Origin of the sequence: Nocardioides aurantiacus, from assembly GCF_003752505.1 — a bacterium.
Classification (GTDB): domain Bacteria; phylum Actinomycetota; class Actinomycetes; order Propionibacteriales; family Nocardioidaceae; genus Marmoricola; species Marmoricola aurantiacus.
On the sequence record NZ_RKHO01000001.1, the window covers coordinates 3,690,110 to 3,708,921 of the forward strand.

The window sequence follows — 18,812 nt, forward strand, 5'->3', positions numbered from 1 at the left end:
ACCGCACGCACCGGCCCGTCCACCCTCCGGGGTGGGCGGGCCGACGTACGTCCCGGGCTGCTGCCACTGCGTATCTTGACCCCCATGTCATCTCACCCGCCGGCCGTCCCCGATCCCGCGCTGTGGCGCCTGGTGGAGACCTGGGAGCGGGCCTGCGCGGACTTCCTCGTCCTGGTCCGCGGCCTCACCGAGGCCGAGGGACGGCTGCCCACCGACCTGCCCGGCTGGGACGTGCACGCCAACGTCGCCCACACCACCCACCTCGAGGCCGTGCTCGCCGGGGCCCCCGAGGACACCGTCGAGGTGCCCGACGCCGCGCACCTGACCAGCCCGACCAGCCGCTACACCGAGCAGGGCGTGCTGGCCCGTCGCGGACGCACCCTGGCCGAGCTCGCCGACGAGCTCGAGCAGGCCGTGGCCACCCGCCTCGCCGCGCTCCGTGCCGACCCGCCGACCGACGCGGCCGCCCCGGCGCCGCGGACGCCCGCCGACCAGGGGTGGCCGACCGGGCTGCTGCTGCGCAACCGGCCCTTCGACGTCTGGCTCCACGAGCAGGACGTACGCCGCGCCGTGGGCCGCCCCGGCGGCTACGACTCCCCGGCCGCCGCCCACACCCTCGACGTGCTGGGCTCGGGACTGCCGATGGTCGTGGGCAAGCGGGTCGCCCCGTCCCCGGGCAGCACCGTACGGGTGGTCGTCCCCGACGCCGACCGCAGCTGGACCCTCGTGGTCGGCGAGGACGGCCGCGCCGTCCCCGGCACCGACGCGGACCCGGCCACCACGACCGTGACCCTGTCGGCCGAGGACCTCGTGGTCCTCGGCGCCGGACGCCGGGGTCCGGAGCGGGTGCAGGCGCGCCTCGAGGGCGACGTCGCGACCGGGGAGCGACTGCTCGCCTCGTTGGCGGTGACGCCGTGAGCCCCCGGGGCGAGGGCTGGACCCCCGACGACGTCCCCGACCTCACCGGGCGCCGGGCCCTGGTCACGGGCGCGACCACGGGCACCGGCCGCGAGGTCGCGCTGACGCTCGCGCGCCACGGCGCCACGCTGGTCCTGGCCGACCGCGACCTCGACGCGCTGGCCGACCTCGTCCGCAGCCTCGACGCGGAGGGCGCCGCACGGCCGGTGGCCGTGCGCCTCGACCTCGCCGACCTCGACTCCGTGCGTGACGCCGCGAGCACGGTGCTCGACGGGCCCGCGGGGCCGCTCGACCTGCTCGTGCTGGACGAGGGCGCCCGACCCCGGTCGGTCGCCCGGGCGGCCGACGACCTCGACCCCGCGCTCACCGCGCGGTTCCTCGGACCGTTCGCGCTGACCGGGCTGCTGCTGCCCCGACTGCGCGAGGCGACCCGCGCCCGGGTGGTCACGGTCGTCTCGCCGGCCCACCGGCTGGCGCGCGAGGTGCCGACCGGCCCGGAGGGAGCCCCGGACCCGGGCGACGACCAGCTGCGGCGGCGTACGGCGTGGGCGGCTCCGGCCGAGGCCGCCCTGGCCGCGCTGATGTTCGCCCTGGAGCTCGACGCCCGCGCCCGCCAGCACGGGCTGGCCACGCTCGACAGCCTCGCGGCCGTGGCCGGGCTCGACGCCTCCGGCGTGCTGGGCGAGGGCGGCCAGGCGCAGGCGCTGACGCAGCGCGCCCGCCGCGGGCCCGGGATCCTGCGTGCGGCGCTGGGCGCGGTCGAGCAGCGCAGCGAGCTCGCCCCGTGGCCGGCGCTGATGGCGGCGACCGCCGACCTGCCCGGGTCGACGGTGGTCGGGCCCGGCGGGCCGCTCGGGCTCAACGGCGCCGCCCGCATCGTCAACCCGCCCCAGCGGGCCCGGGACCGCGACGCCCGGTCGCGGCTGTGGGAGCTGGCCGAGGCGGCGACCGGCGTGGAGTACCTCTCGTGACGACCCGGCTCCGCCCGATCGAGCCCACCGACCACGACGACGTGCTGGGGCTCAACGAGCGCCACGTCGAGCTGACCGCCCCGCTCGACGGCACCCGGCTGGCCGAGCTCGTGGCGTGGGCCGACCGGGCGCTGGTGCTCGACGTCGACGGAGCGTTCGCAGGGTTCGTGCTGACCTACGCCAGCGGGTCGGCGTACGACGGGGAGAACTTCGGCTGGTTCTCCGAGCGCTACGACGACCTCGCCTACCTCGACCGCGTCGTCGTCCACGAGGACTTCCGGCGGCGGGGGCTCGCGACCCTGCTCTACGACGAGCTCGAGGGCGGCTGCGGTCGGCCCGTGATGGCGCTGGAGGTCAACCTCGACCCGCCCAACGAGCCGTCGCTGGCCTTCCACCGGGCCCGGGGCTACACCGAGGTCGGGCAGCGGGAGTCGGGCGGCCACGTGGTCTCGATGCTGGTCAAGCGCCTGGCGCCGGACTTGCTCACGGGGCCGTGACCAGGGAGGTTGGGACGATGAAGCTGCTGGTCCTGGGAGGGACGCTGTTCCTGTCGCGCGCCGTGGCGGCCGAGGCCGCCGCCCGCGGGCACGAGGTCACCTGCGCTGCGCGCGGACACTCCGGCGGAGTGCCCGAGGGGGCCACCCTGGTCACCCTCGACCGCGCCGAGCCCGACTGGTCGGCGCTGCAGGGCGACTGGGACGCCGTCGTCGACGTCGCCGGGTCGCCGGGCTGGGTGCGCGACGCGCTCGACCACCTGGCCGACCGGGTGCCGCACTGGGTCTTCGTCTCCACCATCAGCGTGTACGCCGACCACGCCACCCTCCACGGCACCCCGGCCACGCTCCCGCTGCTCGACCCCGTCGGCGACGCCGTCGAGCAGGACACCCCGGAGGCCTACGGCGGCGCCAAGGTCGCCTGCGAGCAGCTGGTGCGGCAGCGGGCCACGACCTCGCTCGTGGTGCGCCCCGGGCTGATCGTGGGCCCCGGCGACCCGACCGGCCGGTTCTCCTACTGGCCCGAGCGGCTCGCCGAGGGCGGCGACGTGCTCGCCCCGGACCACCCCGAGCGCGACGTGCAGCTCATCGACGTGCGCGACCTCGCGACCTTCCTCGTCGACGGCGCCGAGCAGCGCCGCGAGGGCGTCCTGGACGCCACCGGCCGCGTCACCGGGCTCGGCGAGGTGCTCGAGGAGGTGCAGCGCGGCGTCGAGGGCCACGGCCCCGGCTCGCGCGCCACGCTCTACTGGGCCGCCCCGGCCTTCCTGCGCCGCCACCACGTGCAGCCCTGGTCGGGCCCCCGCTCGCTGCCGCTGTGGCTGCCCGAGGCGATGTCCGGGATGCTCACCCACGACGTCAGCGAGGCCTTCGCAGCCGGCCTGCGCACCCGCCCGATCAGCGAGACCGCCGCCGACACGCTCACCTGGCTGCGCTCCGAGCAGGGCCGGGTCACCGTCACCGGCATGACCCGCGCCGAGGAGCAGGAGCTGCTCGACGACTGGCACACGATCGAGTAGCCGGGGCCGGCAGTTTCACCGGCTGGCCGGTGAAACTGCCGCGAGTGCCACGGGAGCGTCGCGCGCAGCGGCGTACGACGACGCTGGTGTGGCACTCGATCGTCATGGTGGACCCGGGTCGACCGCGAGCCGCCAGGTCCTCGGGCGTCCCGAGACGCGGGCCCGCTCGACGGCGGCGTGCATCCGGGCCACGACCTTGCCGAGGTCGTGGCGGTCCCGTCCGACGACGGTGAAGCTCTCGAGCCCCACGGCTGCGAAGCGGTCGTCGCGGTCGAGGTCGTTGCTCCTCCGATCGGCGCGCCGGTGCTCGGCGCCGTCGTACTCCCCCCGCGTGGCCAGCGGCGGGCACAGCAGGTCGGCCTTGCCGACGTAGCGACCGGCGGCGTCGTGGACGGGCCAGTTGCACAGCGGAGGTGGGAGCTGGGCGTCGAGCACCCAGACCGTGCGCAGCCAGCTCTCGGCCGGGCTGAGGCTGCGGCCGTCGACCAGGAGCAGCGCGGTCCGGACCTGCCACGCGCCGCGGCCCCGGGAGCGGGCGGCGTACGACGCCAACGCCGACGGCGTGGTGACGCCCGCCGCCAGCACCATGTCGAGCTGCACGATCGCCGCGCGTAGGTCGGTGGCGCGGGCCGCCTCGTCGACGGCCGCCCGGACCGGCTCGACGCACGGCACGCCGTGGCGCCGGACGACCTCATGGGGCGCCAGCTCCTCACGGCGCACCACCCCACCAGGCAGCTCCCGCATGCGTCGGGGTGGCGGGACGAGGAGCGGTACGGGCAGGTCCTGCGCGGCGACGTACGCCACCCCGTGGAGTCGCAGCGAGGCCCAGCCCCCGACGGCGCCCTCGGGCGGCAGGCGCTGCGCCTGCTCGAGGATGCGCTGCTCCGGCTCGCCCGGGGTGTCGGCAGGCACGTAGAGGCGTGGGCTCGTACGGCGCCACCCCGGCCCGCGGGCCTGGCCCGGCGTCGGGCCGGACACGCCGGCGGGATCGACCGGGACGGGGAGCACCAGTCCGCGGGGTGGCCGGGCACGAGGTCGGAAGGGTCGGTCCACGGCCGCACCCTCGCCGCCGCGCGCCGCGGCGTACAGGTGGGAGGCGAGGTCTGTGGACGACCGAGTGCCACATCAGGGCTGTGGAGGCGAGCTGGCCGCGACGCTGGTGCGGCAGTGGGGGCAGTTTCACCGGCCAGCCGGTGAAACTGCCCTCAGCTCACGTCCCGCCGCACCGTCAGCAGCGACCCGACGCCGGCGAGGAGGGCGGCCCAGGCGGTGAGGACCAGCGCCCCGCCCCACCAGGACAGCCGGACCGAGTCCGGGCCGTTCTCCACCGCGTTGACGATGGCGTTGGTCGCCTCGGTGGGCATGTACGGCGCGATGTGCTCGCGACCGAACTCGAACGCCCGGAACGCCAGGCCGAGCAGCGGCTCGACGATCCAGGCGACGCCGACGCCGATCAGCAGCGCGGCGACCTGGTTGGGGATCAGGATGCCGACGCCGAGGCCGATCAGCGCCCACAGCCCGAGCACGAGCAGGCTCAGCGCGAGGGTGCGCAGGATCTCGGTCGAGGGGAACGGGTCCTCGCCGACCAGGTCGAGCCCGATCGCGCCCACGACGACCGACCCGACGAGGCTCAGCAGGCCGTAGCCGACGCCGATCACCAGCAGCGCGACCACCTTGGCGGCCATCACCCGCGCCCGACGCGGCTGGGCGAGGAAGGTGGAGGTGATGGTGTGGTGGCGGTACTCCGAGCCGATCTGCATCACCCCGATCGTCAGCATCAGCAGGTAGCCCACGCTCAGCCCGCCGGTGTAGACGCTGTTGGCGACCTGCACCGCGTCTCCCCCGGGTACGCCGCCCGGCCCGCCCGCCCCCGCGGGCGCCGAGGTCAGCACCCAGGCGAACAGCCCGGCGAAGACGGCCCCGGCCACCACGACCGCGATCGCCATGCCCCACCACAGCCGGGTGGTGAGGAACTTCAGCAGCTCGGCCCGCACGGCGCTCACCATCAGGCCACCTCCCCTGCTCCGGCGCCGGCCGAACCCGGCGGCGCCGACCCCAGGTTGCGGTTGGTGCCCTCGGTCAGCGAGAAGAACAGCGCCTCGAGGTCGGCCCGGCGCTGGCTGAGCTCCCACACGGGCAACCCGGCGGCGTGCGCTGCCTCCCCGACCCGGCGCAGGTCGTCGGTGTGGACCAGCAGCGCGTCGGCCCCCTCGGGCGCGGCGGACAGCCCGGCCTGCTCGAGGGCGGCGGCCAGTGCGGCCGGCTCGGAGGTCCGCACCACGACGTGGGCGTCGCCGTCGAGGTCGGCGACCGAGCCCTGCCGCACCAGTCGCCCGTTGGCGATGATCACGACGTCGTCGGCGGTCTGCGCGATCTCCTGGAGCAGGTGGCTGGAGACCAGCACGGTCTTGCCCTGCTCGCGGCTCAGCATCGACAGGAACCCCCGCAGCCAGCGGATGCCCTCGGGGTCCAGCCCGTTGGCCGGCTCGTCGAGCACCAGCACCCGCGGGTCGCCGAGCAGCGCGGCCGCCAGGGCCAGCCGCTGGCGCATCCCCATCGAGTAGGCCCCGGCGCGACGGCGCGCGAACGCCGGGATGCCGGTCAGCTCGAGCATCTCGTCGACCCGCGAGGCGGGGATGCCGGAGGTGGCGGCGAGCACCCGCAGGTGGTCGCGTCCCGAGCGGCCGGGGTGGAAGTTGGTCGCCTCCAGCGCGGCACCGACCGTGCCGAGCGGGTCGGCGAGGTCGGCGTACGCCTGGCCGTCGATGGTGACGGTGCCCGAGGTCGGGCGCACCAGGCCCAGCGCCATCCGCAGGCTGGTGGTCTTGCCGGCCCCGTTGGGGCCGAGGAAGCCGGTGATGCGCCCCGGCTCCACGGTGAAGGTGAGGTCGTCGACGGCCGTGAAGCCGCCGAACCTCTTGGCCAGGCCCCGGAACTCGACCCGGGCACCCCGCTCCTGCGCGCTCATCTGATCCCCTGTCCGGGCCGCTCCCCCGCGGCCCTCCCGCGCGGCACGTTACGTGAGGGCGGCCTCAGAACAGCAGCGCGGTCGCGGGGTCCTCCATGATCGACGCGACGTCGGCGAGGAACCGCGAGCCCATCTGACCGTCGACGTGACGGTGGTCGAAGGACAGCGCGAGGGTGCAGACGTCACGGATCTCCAGCCGCTCGTCGGCGCCGGTGCCGACCACCCACGGCTGCCGCCGCGTCGCCCCGAAGCACAGGATCGCGGACTCGCCGGGGTTGATGATCGGGGTGCCCGCGTCGACACCGAAGACGCCCACGTTGGTGATGGTGAAGGTGCCCCCGGCCATCTCGGCGGGCTGCGTGCGTCCCTCGCGCGCGGTCGCGGTCAGCGCGGCCAGCGCCTCGGCCAGCTCGCGCAGCGACAGGGCGTCGGCGTCCTTGACGTTGGGCACGACGAGGCCCCGCGGGGTCGCGGCGGCGATGCCGAGGTTGACGTAGGACTTGTAGACGACCTCCTGGGCCGGCTCGTCCCAGGTCGAGTTGACCTCGGGCGTACGCCGCACGGCCAGCAGCGCGGCCTTGGCCAGCACCAGCAGCGGGCTCACCTTGACGTCACGGAAGTCGCGGTGGGTCTTGAGGCGCTCCACCAGCTCGCCGGTGCGGGTGACGTCGACGGTGACCCACTCGGTGACGTGCGGCGCCGAGAAGGCCGAGTCGACCATGGCCTGGCCCATCATCTTGCGCACGCCCTTGACCGGCTCGCGGCGCTCGCGCGCGTCGGGCGAGGTCGCCGTCCCGGCAGCCGGCTCGTAGGAGGTGCGCACCACCGGCGACGCGGGCCTCGCGCCGCTCGCCGCCTGCTCGACGTCCGCGCGGGTGACGGCGCCCTCGCGGCCGGTGCCGCTCAGCGAGGTCAGGTCGACCCCGAGGTCGCGCGCCAGCTTGCGCACCGGCGGCTTGGCCAGCACCCGGGTCCGCTCGCCCGTGAGCGCCTCCCGGGGCACGAACGCGTCGGCGACAGCAGGTGCGGGCGCCTCGTGCGCAGGCACGGCCGGCTCGTCGGACTCGACGACGTCCTGTGACTGCGCTCCCCCCTGGGAGAAGGCGCCCTGCACCTGCATCTGCGTCGCCGCCGCCGACTCGGTGGCGGGCGACGCGGAGCCGCGACGGGGGCGGCGCACGGGACCCCGGTCGGCCTTGTTGCGGCCCACCAGGCTCTCGCCCTCGCCGCCGCCGCTCGCGGCCGGGTTGGAGAGGTCGATGACCATGTCGGGCACCGGGGCGGGCGGGGTCGCGACGGGCTCGCCCGACGACGCCGGCTCGACCGGCGCCACCGCCGCGGGGTCGCCGATCGCGATGATCGGCGTCCCGACGGGCACCATCTCGCCCTCGGCGACGAGGAGCGCGGTGACCGTGCCGGCGTACGGCGAGGGCAGCTCGACCAGCGACTTGGCGGTCTCGATCTCGACGACGACGTCGTTGATCTCGACGGTGTCGCCCTCCTCGACGCGCCACGAGACGATCTCGGCCTCGGTCAGGCCCTCGCCGACGTCGGGCAGCTTGAACTCAGACATTGCGGTTCCTCTCGGGGCTCGTGGTCTCGACGGGCGCGACCGACGACGTCAGAAGGCCAGGGAGCGGTCGACGGCGTCGAGCAGCCGGTCGAGGTCGGGCAGGAAGTCCTCCTCGATGCGCGAGGCGGGGTACGGCGTGTCGAACCCGCCGACCCGCAGCACCGGCGCCTCGAGGGAGTAGAAGCACTCCTCGGTCACCCGGGCGGCCACCTCGGCGCCCATGCCGAGGTTGACGTGGGCCTCGTGGCACACGACGAGACGGCCGGTGCGGCGCACGGACTCCAGCACCGGCCCCATGTCGAGCGGCGAGAGCGTGCGCAGGTCGATGACCTCGAGCGAGGTGCCGTCGGTGGCCGCGGCCTCGGCGGCGGCCATCGCCGTCTTCACCGTGGGCCCGTAGGCCACGACCGTCGCGTCGGTGCCGCGCCGCACCACCCGGCTGGTGAACAGCGGCTCGGGGGTCGCGGTCTCGTCGAGGTCGGCCTTGTCGGCGTGGTACTGCCGCTTGGGCTCCAGGAACACCACCGGGTCGTCGCTGGCGATCGCCTGCTGGATCATCCAGTAGCCGTCGACCGGGTTGGAGCACGCGACCACCTTGAGCCCGGGCGTGTGCGCGAACTGCGCCTCGGGGCTCTCGGAGTGGTGCTCGACCGCGCCGATGCCACCGCCGAAGGGGATCCGGATGACCATCGGCATCGGTGAGCGACCCCGGGAGCGGTAGTGCATCTTCGCGACCTGGCACACGATCTGGTCGTACGCCGGGTAGACGAACCCGTCGAACTGGATCTCCACCACCGGCCGGTAGCCGCGCAGCGCCAGCCCGACCGCCGTGCCGACGATGCCGGACTCGGCCAGCGGGGAGTCGATGACGCGGTCCTCGCCGAAGTCCTTCTGCAGCCCGTCGGTGATCCGGAAGACACCGCCGAGCTTGCCGACGTCCTCGCCCATGACCAGGACCTTGGGGTCGTCCTCCATGGCCTTGCGCAGCCCGGCGTTGAGGCCCTTGGCCAGCGTGATCCGGCTCATCAGCGTGCCCCCTCGAAGGTGTCGAGGTAGGCCGCGTAGCCCTCGCGCTGGTGGCGCAGCTCCTCGGTCTCCTCGGCGTAGACGTGGGCGAACAGGTCGAGCGCCTTCGGGTCGGCCAGCGCCTTGCAGCCCTCGCGGAGCCGGTGCCCCAGGGCGTCGGCCTCGACCTTGAGGTCGGCCACGAAGTCGTCGTCGACCAGGCCGTTGCGCCGCAGGTAGACCTCCAGGCGCGCGATCGGGTCCTTGAGCTTCCAGTGCTCGACGTCGTCGGAGAGCCGGTAGCGGGTCGGGTCGTCGGTCGTGGTGTGGGCGCCCATCCGGTAGGTGTAGGCCTCCACCAGGGTGGGTCCGCTGCCCTCACGGGCGCGCTGCAGGGCGGCCTGCGTCACGGCGTACGTCGCCAGCACGTCGTTGCCGTCGACCCGGACGCCGGGGAAGCCGAACCCGAGCGCGCGCTGGTAGAGCGGGATGCGGGACTGGCGCTCGATCGGCTCCGAGATCGCCCACTGGTTGTTCTGGCAGAAGAACACGACCGGGGCGTTGTAGGACGCGGCGAAGATGAACGCCTCGTTGACGTCGCCCTGCGAGGACGCCCCGTCGCCGAAGTGCGCGACGACGGCGGCGTCGCGGTCGGGGTCACCGGTGCCCACCGCGCCGTCGCGCTGGATGCCCATGGCGTAGCCGGTGGCGTGCAGGGCCTGCGCACCGATGACGATCGTGTAGAGCCCGAAGTTGTTCTCGCGCGGGTCCCAGGCGCCGTGGTCGACGCCGCGGAACAGCCCGAGCAGGTCGAGCGGGTCGACCCCGCGGCACCAGGCGACGCCGTGCTCGCGGTAGGTCGGGAAGACGTAGTCCTGCGGGCGCAGCGCGCGGCCGGCGCCGATCTGCGCGGCCTCCTGGCCGAGCAGCTGGGCCCAGATGCCGAGCTCGCCGTGGCGCTGCAGCGCCGTGGCCTCGGTGTCGATGCGGCGGGTCAGCACCATGTCGCGGTAGAAGCCGCGCAGCTGGTCGCCGGAGAAGTCGAGGTCGAACTCGGGGTGGTGGGTGCGCTCCCCCTCGGGGGTCAGCAGCTGCACCAGGTCGGGGCCCCCGTCGCGCTGCGAGGGACCGAACACCTCGACGAGATCGGGGCCGAAGGCCTCACGGGACTGGCTCACGCGTCACTCCTGTCTGGGTTGAGCCGGCGCCGGGATCACCGGTCCGGCGCCGTGGTCGCCGGGTGCCGGGGGTGTCCCGGCGTACGACGCAACAGTGCGGGTTCCTGCGGCGTCGGCCACGACGTCGTGGTGGGACGGTGTGACCGGGACCACAGGAGCGCCGTCAACCTACCGGCCCCCGGTGACCGCCGCCACACCGCCCCGCGGACGCACGACGGCCGCCGTCCCGGGACGGGACGGCGGCCGTGACGTGCGCGTGAGGAGCGGGTCAGACGACGCGCTCGGCGGCCCGGTCGACGCGGCGGTGGTAGCGCTGCCCGACCTTGCCGCCGGCCATCGCGGCCAGCAGGGTGCCGACGAGCACCACCACGGCCGCCACGATGCCGGAGGTGGTGAGGTCGCTGGCGCTGGGCAGGCCGATGCCGGGGGCGTCGGTGCGGGAGAGGACGTCGTACTGGTCCCCCGCGACGGTCGCCAGCACCGCGGCCAGCACGCTGACCACGAGCGCGATCACCCAGACGAGCAGGCCTTGGCGACCGCCGTCGAAGCGCGACATCCGGCCGGCGACGTAGCCCCCGCAGTAGTAGGCGAGCAGCACCACGACGAGCAGCGCGATCGCGGCACCGAGGCCGAGGCTGGCGGCGTTGTCCTCGGCCTGGTCCTGCGTCACCACGCCGGAGTAGCCGAGCACCGCGGCCACGGCGGCCAGGATGCCGGTCAGCAGCACGGTCATGCCGACCGCGACCATCCAGCCGAAGAAGGCGGCCCCGATGTTGGCGCCGCCGAACTTCTCGCGCGCGTGGTGGTCGTCGTGGGTCACGACGCCCTCCCGGCCCCGGTCACGCCCCTCGGTCTCGCCGAGGTGTTCTCGCTCCCCCTCGACGGGCTCCCGCCTGCGTCCGAAACCAGCCATGGCTACCTCCCTGGAACTGCCCCCCGGACGACCGCTTCGTCCGGGTCCAGGGTGCCCGCTGGGACTGCGGTGAAACGAGCGACGCGCGCGGGCGGGCTCAGGGAACCGGTGCGTCGGTCCGGGCCCGGCCCGCTCGCGCACCTCCGTGGGTGGCCGCCGCCACCGCGGCGATCGTGACCACCAGGCCCACGACCTCGCGGACTCCCAGCGTCTCGCCCAGCACGACCCAGGCCATCACGGCCGTGACCGGGGGCATCACGAAGAACACGCTGGCGGCCGCACCGGCGCCCCGCGCCCGCACCAGCACGCCCAGCAGGCCGAGGCCCACGATCGAGTTGACCACCGCGAGCACCAGCACCGCGACCGCGGCGTCGACGGGGTCCCGGACCACGTCGGTGCCCTCGGTCGCCAGCGCGAGCACGAGCAGCGGCGGCCCGCACACCCCGAACTGCACCGCCGCCGACCACAGCGGGTCGGGCGCGTGGCCGATCCAGCGCTGGCCGAGGGTGCCCAGGCTCAGCCCGAGCACGCTGAGCACCGCCCACGCCACGGCGACCGGCCCGCCCGCCTGGTCGAGGTCGGGACCCAGCACGAGCAGCACGCCGCCGACGCCCACGACGAAACCGAGCACCTGCACCGGTCGCAGCCGCTCGTGCAGCAGCGCGGCGGCCAGGACGGCGGTCAGCACCGGGCTCAGCGAGTGCAGCAGCGCCCCGAGGGTGGCGCCGAGGCCGCGCTCGAAGGCGAGGTACATCGCGGCGAACTGCACGCCGTTGAGCACCAGCCCGGTGGCCGCCATCCGCAGCAGGTCGGCCCGCGGCACCCGCAGCGGCCCGCGCAGCGCCCGGGCGAGGGCCCAGGCGATCGCCGCGGCCAGGAGGAAGCGGAAGGCGACCAGCATCAGCGGGTCCATCGCCCCGACGCCGTAGGGCCCCACGATGTAGCCCGAGGACCAGATCAGCACGAAGCCCGCCGCGGGCACGAACGGCAGCCGCCCCTGGTCGGCGGGCCGGGTCGTCGTGGGCGAGGTCATCGCCGCTCACGCTACGGCTGCTTGACTCGGCCCATGACCTCCCCGTCCGGACAGGACAGCACTGCCCCGTCCACCGAGCACCCCCGCGTCGTCACCGACTCGATCGAGGTCCAGGCGCCGCCGTCCGTGGTCTTCGACCTCCTCGCCGACCCCCGCCAGCACCCGCGGATCGACGGCTCCGGGTCGCTGCGCGGCTCGATCTCGGGCCCCGACCGGCTGACGCAGGGGGCGCACTTCGGGATGGACATGAGGCTGTTCGGACTGCCCTACAAGATCCGCAACACCGTGGTCGAGCTCGAGGAGGACCGGCGGATCGCCTGGCGGCACTTCGGCGGTCACCGGTGGCGCTACGTGCTGGAACCCACCGCGCGGGGTACGCGCGTGACCGAGTCGTTCGACTACAGCCGCTACGGGCTCCTGCCCCGGCTGTTCGTCGAGCTGGCCGGCTTCCCCGAGCGCAACCGACGCGGCATCGCCGGGACGCTGGTCGAGCTCAAGAAGGCCGCAGAGCACGACGCCCGCACCACCTGAGCGAGAGGACAGCAGCCATGAGCATCCGCACCGGATCCACCGTCACCTGGACGTGGGGGGACAACGAGGCCGAGGGCAAGGTCACCGAGGTCCACCACGAGAAGGTCACCCGGACGTCCAAGGGCAGCGAGATCACCCGCAACGGCTCCGACGACGACCCGGCGTACGTCATTGAGCAGGAGGACGGCACGACCGTGCTGAAGCTCAAGAGCGAGGTCCAGCAGGGCTGAGCCGTCGCGGGCGCACAGTCGTGTGGGTGAGGGCGCGCCCTGGCGCCCTCCCACCCACACGACTCGTGCTGGTGGTCGCTAGCCCAGCCGCTCGCGGTCGTGCGGGGTGAGCCAGACCGACTCGTCGGGGCCCTGGGGCACGATGCCGCTGGGATTCACGTCGGTGTGGACGACGTAGTAGTGCGCCTTGATCTGCGCGAAGTCGGTGTTCTCGCCGAAGCCGGGCTGCTGGAACAGGTCGCGAGCGTAGCCCCAGAGGTGGGGCAGCTCGGTCAGCTTCTGGCGGTTGCACTTGAAGTGGCCGTGGTAGACCGCGTCGAAGCGGGCCAGCGTGGTGAAGAGCCGGATGTCGGCCTCGGTGATCGTCGACCCCATCAGGTAGCGACGGTCCGCCAGCCGGTCCTCCAGCCAGTCCATCGCCGTCCAGAGCCGGTCGTAGGCCTCGTCGTAGGCCTCCTGGGTGCCGGCGAAGCCGCAGCGGTAGACGCCGTTGTTGACCTCGGTGAAGACGCGCTGCATCACCTCCTCCATCTCGTCCCGGACCTCGGCGGGCCACAGGTCGGGCGCGTCGGCGCGGTGGTGCTCGGTCCACTCGAAGAACAGGTCGTGGGTGATCCACGGGAAGTCGTTGGTGACGACCTGGCCGGTGGGGACGTCGACGATCGCGGGGACGGTGATGCCGCGCGGGTAGTCGGGGTAGCGCTCGAAGTAGGCCTGCTGCAGCCGCTCGATGCCGAGCACCGGGTCGACGTCGCCCTCGTCGAGGTCGAAGGTCCAGCTGCGCTGGTCGTGGGTGGGGCCGGCCAGGCCGAGCGAGATGACGTCCTCGAGGCCGAGCAGCTGGCGCACGATGATGGCGCGGTTGGCCCACGGGCAGGCCTTCGCAGCCACCAGCCGGTAGCGGCCGGGCTCGACCGGCCACTGCGGCGGGTCGGAGCCCTCGACGGGCTCGCGCACGATGCGGTCCGGGATGTAGTTCATGTCCCGGTCGAAGGACTTGCCCTGCTCGACGTAGCTGCCGCCGGTCTCGTCTGCCATGCCCCCATGTTCCCGGATGGGAGAAGGTTCAACCGCTTCGGGCTACTCCGGGACCGGGACGCCGGACCGCCAGGCGGCCGTCACCTCGAGGAGGACGTCGTTGCCCTCGGGCTCGCCGATGCTGACGCGCACGCCGTCGCCGGCGAAGGGCCGCACCGAGATGCCGGCCTGCTCGGCCGCCGCGGCAAACTCCAGGGAGCGGTCCCCGAGCGGGAGCCAGACGAAGTTGCCCTGGGCCTCGGGGACCTCGAAGCCCTGCCGGGCCAGCGCGTCCACGACGCGGGTGCGCTCGGCGACGAGCGCGTCGACGCGCTCCAGCAACGCCTCCTCGGCCTCGAGCGAGGCCACGGCCGCGGCCTGGGCGACGCTCGAGACGCCGAACGGCAGCGCGCACGCACGCACCGCCGCCGCCACGTCCGGGTGGGCGACCAGGTAGCCGACGCGGAACCCGGCCAGCCCGTAGGCCTTGGCGAAGGTGCGCATGACCGCGACGTTGGCGTGCTCGGCGGCCAGCGCGAGCGCGTCCACGGGGTCCTCGTCGCGGACGAACTCCCGGTAGGCCTCGTCGACGACGACCAGCACCTGCGGGGGCACCTGGGCCACGAAGTCGCGCAGCTCGGCGTCGCTGACGGCCGTGCCGGTCGGGTTGTTGGGCGTGCAGACGACCACCACGCGGGTGCGGTCGGTGACCGCCGCCGCCATCGCCGCCAGGTCGTGGCGACCGGTCGCGGTGACGGGGACCCGGACGGAGGTGGCGCCGTTGGCCGACACCGCGATCGGGTAGGCCTCAAAGGACCGCCAGGCGTAGACGACCTCGTCGCCGGGCTCGCAGAACGCCTGGAGCAGGTGGTAGAGCACCGCCACCGAGCCGGTGCCCGCGGCGAGCTTCTCGGGGGCGACGCCCAGCTTGTCCGACAGCGCGGCGTACAGCGCCGTGTTGCCCATGTCGGGGTAGCGGTTCATCCGCGCCACCGCGGCCTCGGCGGCCTCCACCACGCCCGGCAGCGGCGGGTAGGGGTTCTCGTTGGAGGACAGCTTGAAGACCTGCTGGCCGGGTCGCGGCGTCGGCGGCTTGCCGGCGACGTACGCCGGGATGGCGGCGATCGTCGCGCGGGGGGAGGGTGCCGTGTCGTGGGGGTTGCTCACCCGCAGGACTCTAGGACGGCAGCACGACGCCGCCCCCGGGGACCGGTCGCAGGTCCCGCCCGAGGCGTACGTCGAGGGGGTTGGTCAGGCACCGCACGGCGCCGCCGCCCTTGAGCAGCTCGGAGACGTCGACCACGACGACCTCGAAGCCCCACTCCTCCAGCTGCGCGCGCACCCGGTCGGGGCAGGCGGGCATCACCACGGTGCGGCCCACGACCACGGAGTTGGCGCAGAACGTCATCGCCTCGTCCTCGGTGAGCACGAGCGGCTCGGGCACGAGGTCGAGGAGCGCGGCGGCCGAGGCCTCGTCGTACGCCGCGGGGCAGACCATCGCGCGGGTGTCGTCGAGCGGGCAGAAGCCGAGGTCCATGTGGTACATCCCCGGGTGCACGATGCGGAAGCCTCGGACCGTCGTGCCGAGCTCGGTCGCGAGGTGCTTCAGGGCCAGCTCCTCGGTGCGCGGGCCGAAGCCGACGACCAGGTCGCCGCGCCAGGCGAACGCGTCGCCGGCCTCGAGGTGGGCGCCGACGCCGTCGCGGCCGGTGCGCTGGGTGGTCGCGCCACGGTCGGCCCACCAGCGCTCGGCGGCCGGGGTCTCCATCCGGCGCTCGGCGTGGCGCATGTGGGACAGCACGACGTGGGGCGAGCCGTCCTCCCGCTCGAGCGCCAGGCCGAGGTTCATCGCGTAGACCATGTCGGGCGCCTCGGCGAGCTGGCCGAGCACCTCGACGCTCGCGCCGGCGGCCTCGATCGCGGCCACCATCGCGGCCCACTGCTCACGGGTGCGGACCGGGTCGGGCTGGTCGTCGAGGTGCATGAACGGGTTGATCGCGTAGTCGATGCGGAAGTGGTCGGGCGACACCGCGAGGTAGCGGCGGCCCCAGGGCAGCGGCTGCGTCGTCGGGACGGGCGGGGCGGGCAGGGTCTCGGGGCGCGTGCTCATGGGGGCCTCCTCGGCGGTGCGGGGCGTCGAGCGGTGGTGACGCCGGTCACGTATTGCCTGATTGTCGGACAATCTTGGGTCCAGTGTGACCCACGGGGGTGTGCTTCGCCAAAGAACGCGCGCGATGATGGGGGTCCCATGTCGGCCACCCCGCGCGAAGGCGCCCCGCTCAGCCCGTTCGCGGGCCTGCGGATCGAGCCGATGACCACGGTCGAGCGGGTCGCCGAGGAGCTGCGCCGCTCGCTGTTCGAGGGCGAGCTCGAGCCCGGCACCCCGCTGCGCGAGGTGGCGATCGCCGACGCGCTCGGGGTCTCCCGCTCGACGGTCCGCGAGGCACTGGGGGTGCTCGTGGCCGAGGGCCTCGCGGACCGGCTGCCCAACCGCGGCACCCAGGTGCGCCGCCTCGACAGCGCCCAGGTCGCCGACGTCTGCCGGGCGCGGGTGGTGGTCGAGAGCGCCGGCGTACGCCGCTGGCCCGACGCGGCGGAGGAGGAGCGGCAGGAGCTGCGCGACGCGCTGAGCGCCTACTCCGACCTGCGGGGCAGCGACTGCACCACCGCGGAGTTCGTGGCCGCCCACCTCCGGATCCACCGGGCGCTCGCCGGGCTGGCGGGGTCGAGCCGGCTGCTCGCCTTCGTCGACGGGCTGCACGCCGAGGTCCGGCTCGCGCTCGCCGAGGTCGACCGCGCCCGCGGCAACGCCGCCGAGCAGGTGCACTCCCACAGCCACCTGCTCGACCTGCTCGAGGCCGGGGACACCGAGGCCGCGGCGGCCGAGCTCGCCGCCCACCTCGAGGAGGCCGAGGAGTCGATGACCGACGAGGTCGAGCGGCGGCTGCGCGCGGAGTAGGCCTCTACGCTGCGGCGCATGAGGTTCCTCGTCTTCGTCATCGCCAACGCGCTGGCACTGGGAGCGGCGGTGTGGCTCTTCGAGGGCATCACGCTCCCGGCTCCCGACGACACCACGCTGGCCGTCGAGCTGCTCGTCGTCGGCGTCATCTTCGGGGTGGTCAACGCGGTGGTGCGGCCCGTCGTGCGCCTGCTGTCGCTGCCGCTGATCGTGCTGACCCTCGGCCTGTTCTGGTTCGTGGTCAACGCCGCGATGCTGCTGCTGACCAGCGCGATCTCCGGCGCGGTGGGGCTGGACTTCCGCGTCGACGGGTTCGGCACCGCGCTGCTCGGGTCGATCGTGATCTCGCTGGTGAGCCTGCTCGTCAACGCCGTGCTGCCCGACCCCGAGCGGCGGCGCTGAGGTGGCCGCACCCGCGCTGCCGGCGCCGCTGGGCGCGCCGTACCGGATCGGGTTCGTGTGCCTGGGCAACATCTGCCGCTCCCCGATGGCCGACGTCGTGACGACCTCGCTGGTCGCCGACGCGGGCCTCGCCGACCGGGTCGAGGTGCGCAGCAGCGGCACCGGCGGCTGGCACGTCGGCCAGCCGATGGACGAGCGCGCGGCGGCCCGGCTGACCGCGTCGGGGTACGACGCGAGCCGCCACCGCGCCCAGCAGCACGACGCCACCTGGGCCGGCCTCGACCTCGTGCTCGCCATGGACGCCGCCAACCTCGCCGAGATCGGCGGGGAGTCCGACCGGGTCCGGCTGTTCCGCTCCTTCGACCCCGAGGCGGACGCCGACCCGGCACCCGACGTGCCCGACCCCTACTACGGCGGCGACGCCGGCTTCGCCGACGTCCTCGCCATGGTCGAACGCACCTGCGCCGTCCTCGTCGACGGCCTCGCGCGCCTCGACCTGCGCTGAGCGAGGGCCCACCGACCCGCCCACCGATGATTTCGGGGGTGCCGCGAAGTCTCCTCCCCTGCCTACAGTTGGACCCCCTGGAGGAGGACCCATGACCCAGCTCCACGACCGCGTCCCGACTCCCCCCTTCCCCGAGGTGGCCGACCGCTACCGCCGCGAGCTGACCGCGCACTGCTACCGGATGACCGGGTCGGTCTACGACGCGGAGGACATGGTCCAGGAGACCTACCTGCGGGCCTGGAAGGCCTTCGACGACTTCGAGGGGCGCTCGTCGGTCCGCACCTGGCTCTACCGGATCGCCACCAACGTGTGCCTGACCAACCTCGAGGGCCGGGGCCGCCGGCCGCTGCCCACCGGCCTGGGGATGCCCGACTCGCAGGCCCGCGACGAGCTGGTCACCGCCGACGAGGTGCCGTGGCTGCAGCCCATGCCCGACGTGATGGTCGACGTCGCCAACATCGACCCGGCCGAGGTGGTCGGCAACCGCGACGCCATCCGGCTCGCCTTCGTGGCCGCGCTCCAGCACCTGCCTCCCCGCCAGCGGGCCGTGCTCGTGCTGCGCGACGTGCTCCGCTGGACCGCCAAGGAGACCGCCGCCGCGCTGGACACCACGGTCGCCGCGGTCAACAGCGCGCTGCAGCGGGCGCACGCCCAGCTCGCGGAGAAGCAGCTCACCGAGGGCACCGTCGAGGACACCCTGACGCCGGAGCACGAGCGGATGCTCGAGCGCTACGTGCAGGCGTTCTGGGCCAAGGACGTCGACGCGCTGGTGACGATGCTGGCCGCGGACGCGGTCTGGGAGATGCCACCCTTCACCGGCTGGTACCAGGGCGCCGAGACCATCGCCGAGCTCATCGAGCACAACTGCCCCGGCGGCGCGCACGACATGCCGATGCTGCGGACGTCGGCGAACGGCCAGCCGGCGTACGGCCTCTACATGCGCACCCCCCAGGGCGACTTCCGGCCCTTCCAGCTGCAGGTGCTGCAGCTGGTCGACGGCCGGGTGCGGCACGTGGTGGCGTTCTTCGAGGAGGGCCTGTTCGAGACCTTCGGGCTGCCGGCCACGCTGCCCGCGTCGTACGCCGCCGGCTAGGGC

At 74.3% G+C, this 18,812-nt stretch carries 21 protein-coding genes; 10 read left to right on the top strand and 11 right to left on the bottom strand.

The genetic code is table 11. The annotated features are described in order from the left end of the window. Positions 1-84: 84 nt before the first annotated feature. Genes EDD33_RS17920 through EDD33_RS17935 form a run of 4 tightly spaced genes read left to right on the top strand, consistent with a single transcriptional unit; the run spans position 85 to position 3,402 of the window. The gene (locus EDD33_RS17920) at positions 85-918 is read left to right on the top strand and encodes a maleylpyruvate isomerase family mycothiol-dependent enzyme (protein ID WP_123392398.1); all 834 of its coding nucleotides are present in this window, start codon (positions 85-87) and stop codon (positions 916-918) included. Continuing rightward, complete coding sequence (locus tag EDD33_RS19835) at positions 915-1,889, top strand: SDR family NAD(P)-dependent oxidoreductase (RefSeq protein WP_170169876.1); 975 nt, start codon at positions 915-917, stop codon at positions 1,887-1,889. Before EDD33_RS17920 ends, EDD33_RS19835 begins: the two co-directional genes overlap by 4 nt. After that, a complete protein-coding gene (locus EDD33_RS17930) occupies positions 1,886-2,386 on the top strand; it encodes a GNAT family N-acetyltransferase (RefSeq protein ID WP_170169877.1) in 501 nt (166 codons plus the stop codon). The genes EDD33_RS19835 and EDD33_RS17930 overlap by 4 nt, the downstream gene beginning before the upstream one ends. Positions 2,387-2,403: 17 nt before the next feature. Continuing rightward, positions 2,404-3,402 carry an NAD-dependent epimerase/dehydratase family protein gene (locus EDD33_RS17935; RefSeq protein ID WP_123392400.1) on the top strand — a complete coding sequence of 333 codons (999 nt, stop codon included), beginning with the start codon at positions 2,404-2,406 and terminating at the stop codon, positions 3,400-3,402. 102 nt (positions 3,403-3,504) lie between these two features. Here EDD33_RS17935 and EDD33_RS17940 read toward each other — a convergent pair whose 3' ends face one another. The 8 genes from EDD33_RS17940 to EDD33_RS17975 all read right to left on the bottom strand — a co-directional run bounded on the left by EDD33_RS17940 (position 3,505) and on the right by EDD33_RS17975 (position 12,072). Further along, positions 3,505-4,455, bottom strand: a complete 951-nt coding sequence (locus tag EDD33_RS17940; protein WP_148077138.1) for a hypothetical protein — start codon at positions 4,453-4,455, stop codon at positions 3,505-3,507. Between the two features lie 152 nt (positions 4,456-4,607). Further along, entirely contained in the window at positions 4,608-5,408 is an 801-nt protein-coding gene (locus EDD33_RS17945; protein ID WP_123392403.1) for an ABC transporter permease, read from the bottom strand. Then, positions 5,408-6,370, bottom strand: a complete 963-nt coding sequence (locus EDD33_RS17950) for an ABC transporter ATP-binding protein (protein WP_123392404.1) — start codon at positions 6,368-6,370, stop codon at positions 5,408-5,410. The genes EDD33_RS17945 and EDD33_RS17950 overlap by 1 nt, the downstream gene beginning before the upstream one ends. A gap of 64 nt (positions 6,371-6,434) precedes the next feature. Continuing rightward, entirely contained in the window at positions 6,435-7,943 is a 1,509-nt protein-coding gene (locus EDD33_RS17955) for a dihydrolipoamide acetyltransferase family protein (RefSeq protein ID WP_123392405.1), read from the bottom strand. Positions 7,944-7,991: 48 nt separating this feature from the next. After that, on the bottom strand, positions 7,992-8,969 hold the full coding sequence (locus tag EDD33_RS17960) for an alpha-ketoacid dehydrogenase subunit beta (RefSeq protein ID WP_123392406.1): 978 nt from the start codon (positions 8,967-8,969) through the stop codon (positions 7,992-7,994). After that, a complete protein-coding gene (gene pdhA / locus EDD33_RS17965) occupies positions 8,969-10,126 on the bottom strand; it encodes a pyruvate dehydrogenase (acetyl-transferring) E1 component subunit alpha (protein WP_123392407.1) in 1,158 nt (385 codons plus the stop codon). The genes EDD33_RS17960 and pdhA overlap by 1 nt, the downstream gene beginning before the upstream one ends. Positions 10,127-10,394: 268 nt before the next feature. Next, a complete protein-coding gene (locus EDD33_RS17970) occupies positions 10,395-11,039 on the bottom strand; it encodes a hypothetical protein (RefSeq protein WP_148077139.1) in 645 nt (214 codons plus the stop codon). Positions 11,040-11,136: 97 nt separating this feature from the next. Beyond that, positions 11,137-12,072 carry a DMT family transporter gene (locus EDD33_RS17975; protein WP_123392410.1) on the bottom strand — a complete coding sequence of 312 codons (936 nt, stop codon included), beginning with the start codon at positions 12,070-12,072 and terminating at the stop codon, positions 11,137-11,139. 33 nt (positions 12,073-12,105) lie between these two features. On the opposite strand from EDD33_RS17975, the gene EDD33_RS17980 reads away from it, so the two are divergent. Both EDD33_RS17980 and EDD33_RS17985 read left to right on the top strand, forming a co-directional pair. After that, positions 12,106-12,603 (top strand): SRPBCC family protein, encoded by a 498-nt coding sequence (locus EDD33_RS17980; RefSeq protein ID WP_123392411.1) that lies wholly within the window; start codon positions 12,106-12,108, stop codon positions 12,601-12,603. 17 nt (positions 12,604-12,620) lie between these two features. Then, positions 12,621-12,833, top strand: coding sequence for a hypervirulence associated TUDOR domain-containing protein (locus tag EDD33_RS17985; protein ID WP_123392412.1), 213 nt, complete (start codon positions 12,621-12,623; stop codon positions 12,831-12,833). A 78-nt stretch (positions 12,834-12,911) separates the two neighbouring features. Here the strand turns inward: EDD33_RS17985 and EDD33_RS17990 are convergent, their stop codons facing one another. Genes EDD33_RS17990 through EDD33_RS18000 form a run of 3 tightly spaced genes read right to left on the bottom strand, consistent with a single transcriptional unit; the run spans position 12,912 to position 15,960 of the window. Continuing rightward, positions 12,912-13,871 carry a glutathione S-transferase family protein gene (locus EDD33_RS17990; protein WP_123392413.1) on the bottom strand — a complete coding sequence of 320 codons (960 nt, stop codon included), beginning with the start codon at positions 13,869-13,871 and terminating at the stop codon, positions 12,912-12,914. Positions 13,872-13,913: 42 nt separating this feature from the next. Then, on the bottom strand, positions 13,914-15,017 hold the full coding sequence (hisC, locus tag EDD33_RS17995; protein WP_123392414.1) for a histidinol-phosphate transaminase: 1,104 nt from the start codon (positions 15,015-15,017) through the stop codon (positions 13,914-13,916). A 10-nt stretch (positions 15,018-15,027) separates the two neighbouring features. Beyond that, positions 15,028-15,960 carry a dimethylarginine dimethylaminohydrolase family protein gene (locus EDD33_RS18000; RefSeq protein WP_123392416.1) on the bottom strand — a complete coding sequence of 311 codons (933 nt, stop codon included), beginning with the start codon at positions 15,958-15,960 and terminating at the stop codon, positions 15,028-15,030. Positions 15,961-16,098: 138 nt separating this feature from the next. Here EDD33_RS18000 and EDD33_RS18005 point away from each other — a divergent pair, with 138 nt between their 5' ends. From EDD33_RS18005 to EDD33_RS18020, 4 genes are all read left to right on the top strand, one after another. Continuing rightward, positions 16,099-16,809 carry a GntR family transcriptional regulator gene (locus EDD33_RS18005; RefSeq protein WP_123392417.1) on the top strand — a complete coding sequence of 237 codons (711 nt, stop codon included), beginning with the start codon at positions 16,099-16,101 and terminating at the stop codon, positions 16,807-16,809. A gap of 18 nt (positions 16,810-16,827) precedes the next feature. Then, on the top strand, positions 16,828-17,211 hold the full coding sequence (locus EDD33_RS18010; protein ID WP_123392418.1) for a phage holin family protein: 384 nt from the start codon (positions 16,828-16,830) through the stop codon (positions 17,209-17,211). Between the two features lies 1 nt (position 17,212). Next, positions 17,213-17,716, top strand: coding sequence for a low molecular weight protein-tyrosine-phosphatase (locus EDD33_RS18015; protein WP_246003595.1), 504 nt, complete (start codon positions 17,213-17,215; stop codon positions 17,714-17,716). Between the two features lie 91 nt (positions 17,717-17,807). Then, positions 17,808-18,809 (top strand): sigma-70 family RNA polymerase sigma factor, encoded by a 1,002-nt coding sequence (locus tag EDD33_RS18020; protein WP_123392419.1) that lies wholly within the window; start codon positions 17,808-17,810, stop codon positions 18,807-18,809. Positions 18,810-18,812 lie beyond the last annotated feature (3 nt).

Excerpts from the sequence above, each read along its gene's own strand:
- EDD33_RS17920 (WP_123392398.1), top strand. The coding sequence starts at position 85 with ATGTCATCTCACCCGCCGGCCGTCCCCGATCCCGCGCTGTGGCGCCTG.
- EDD33_RS17935 (WP_123392400.1), top strand. The coding sequence starts at position 2,404 with ATGAAGCTGCTGGTCCTGGGAGGGACGCTGTTCCTGTCGCGCGCCGTG.
- EDD33_RS17945 (WP_123392403.1), bottom strand. The coding sequence starts at position 5,408 with ATGGTGAGCGCCGTGCGGGCCGAGCTGCTGAAGTTCCTCACCACCCGG.
- EDD33_RS17950 (WP_123392404.1), bottom strand. The coding sequence starts at position 6,370 with ATGAGCGCGCAGGAGCGGGGTGCCCGGGTCGAGTTCCGGGGCCTGGCC.
- EDD33_RS17955 (WP_123392405.1), bottom strand. The coding sequence starts at position 7,943 with ATGTCTGAGTTCAAGCTGCCCGACGTCGGCGAGGGCCTGACCGAGGCC.
- EDD33_RS17960 (WP_123392406.1), bottom strand. The coding sequence starts at position 8,969 with ATGAGCCGGATCACGCTGGCCAAGGGCCTCAACGCCGGGCTGCGCAAG.
- EDD33_RS17970 (WP_148077139.1), bottom strand. The coding sequence starts at position 11,039 with ATGGCTGGTTTCGGACGCAGGCGGGAGCCCGTCGAGGGGGAGCGAGAA.
- EDD33_RS17975 (WP_123392410.1), bottom strand. The coding sequence starts at position 12,072 with ATGACCTCGCCCACGACGACCCGGCCCGCCGACCAGGGGCGGCTGCCG.
- EDD33_RS17980 (WP_123392411.1), top strand. The coding sequence starts at position 12,106 with ATGACCTCCCCGTCCGGACAGGACAGCACTGCCCCGTCCACCGAGCAC.
- EDD33_RS17985 (WP_123392412.1), top strand. The coding sequence starts at position 12,621 with ATGAGCATCCGCACCGGATCCACCGTCACCTGGACGTGGGGGGACAAC.
- EDD33_RS17990 (WP_123392413.1), bottom strand. The coding sequence starts at position 13,871 with ATGGCAGACGAGACCGGCGGCAGCTACGTCGAGCAGGGCAAGTCCTTC.
- EDD33_RS18000 (WP_123392416.1), bottom strand. The coding sequence starts at position 15,960 with ATGAGCACGCGCCCCGAGACCCTGCCCGCCCCGCCCGTCCCGACGACG.
- EDD33_RS18005 (WP_123392417.1), top strand. The coding sequence starts at position 16,099 with ATGTCGGCCACCCCGCGCGAAGGCGCCCCGCTCAGCCCGTTCGCGGGC.
- EDD33_RS18010 (WP_123392418.1), top strand. The coding sequence starts at position 16,828 with ATGAGGTTCCTCGTCTTCGTCATCGCCAACGCGCTGGCACTGGGAGCG.
- EDD33_RS18020 (WP_123392419.1), top strand. The coding sequence starts at position 17,808 with ATGACCCAGCTCCACGACCGCGTCCCGACTCCCCCCTTCCCCGAGGTG.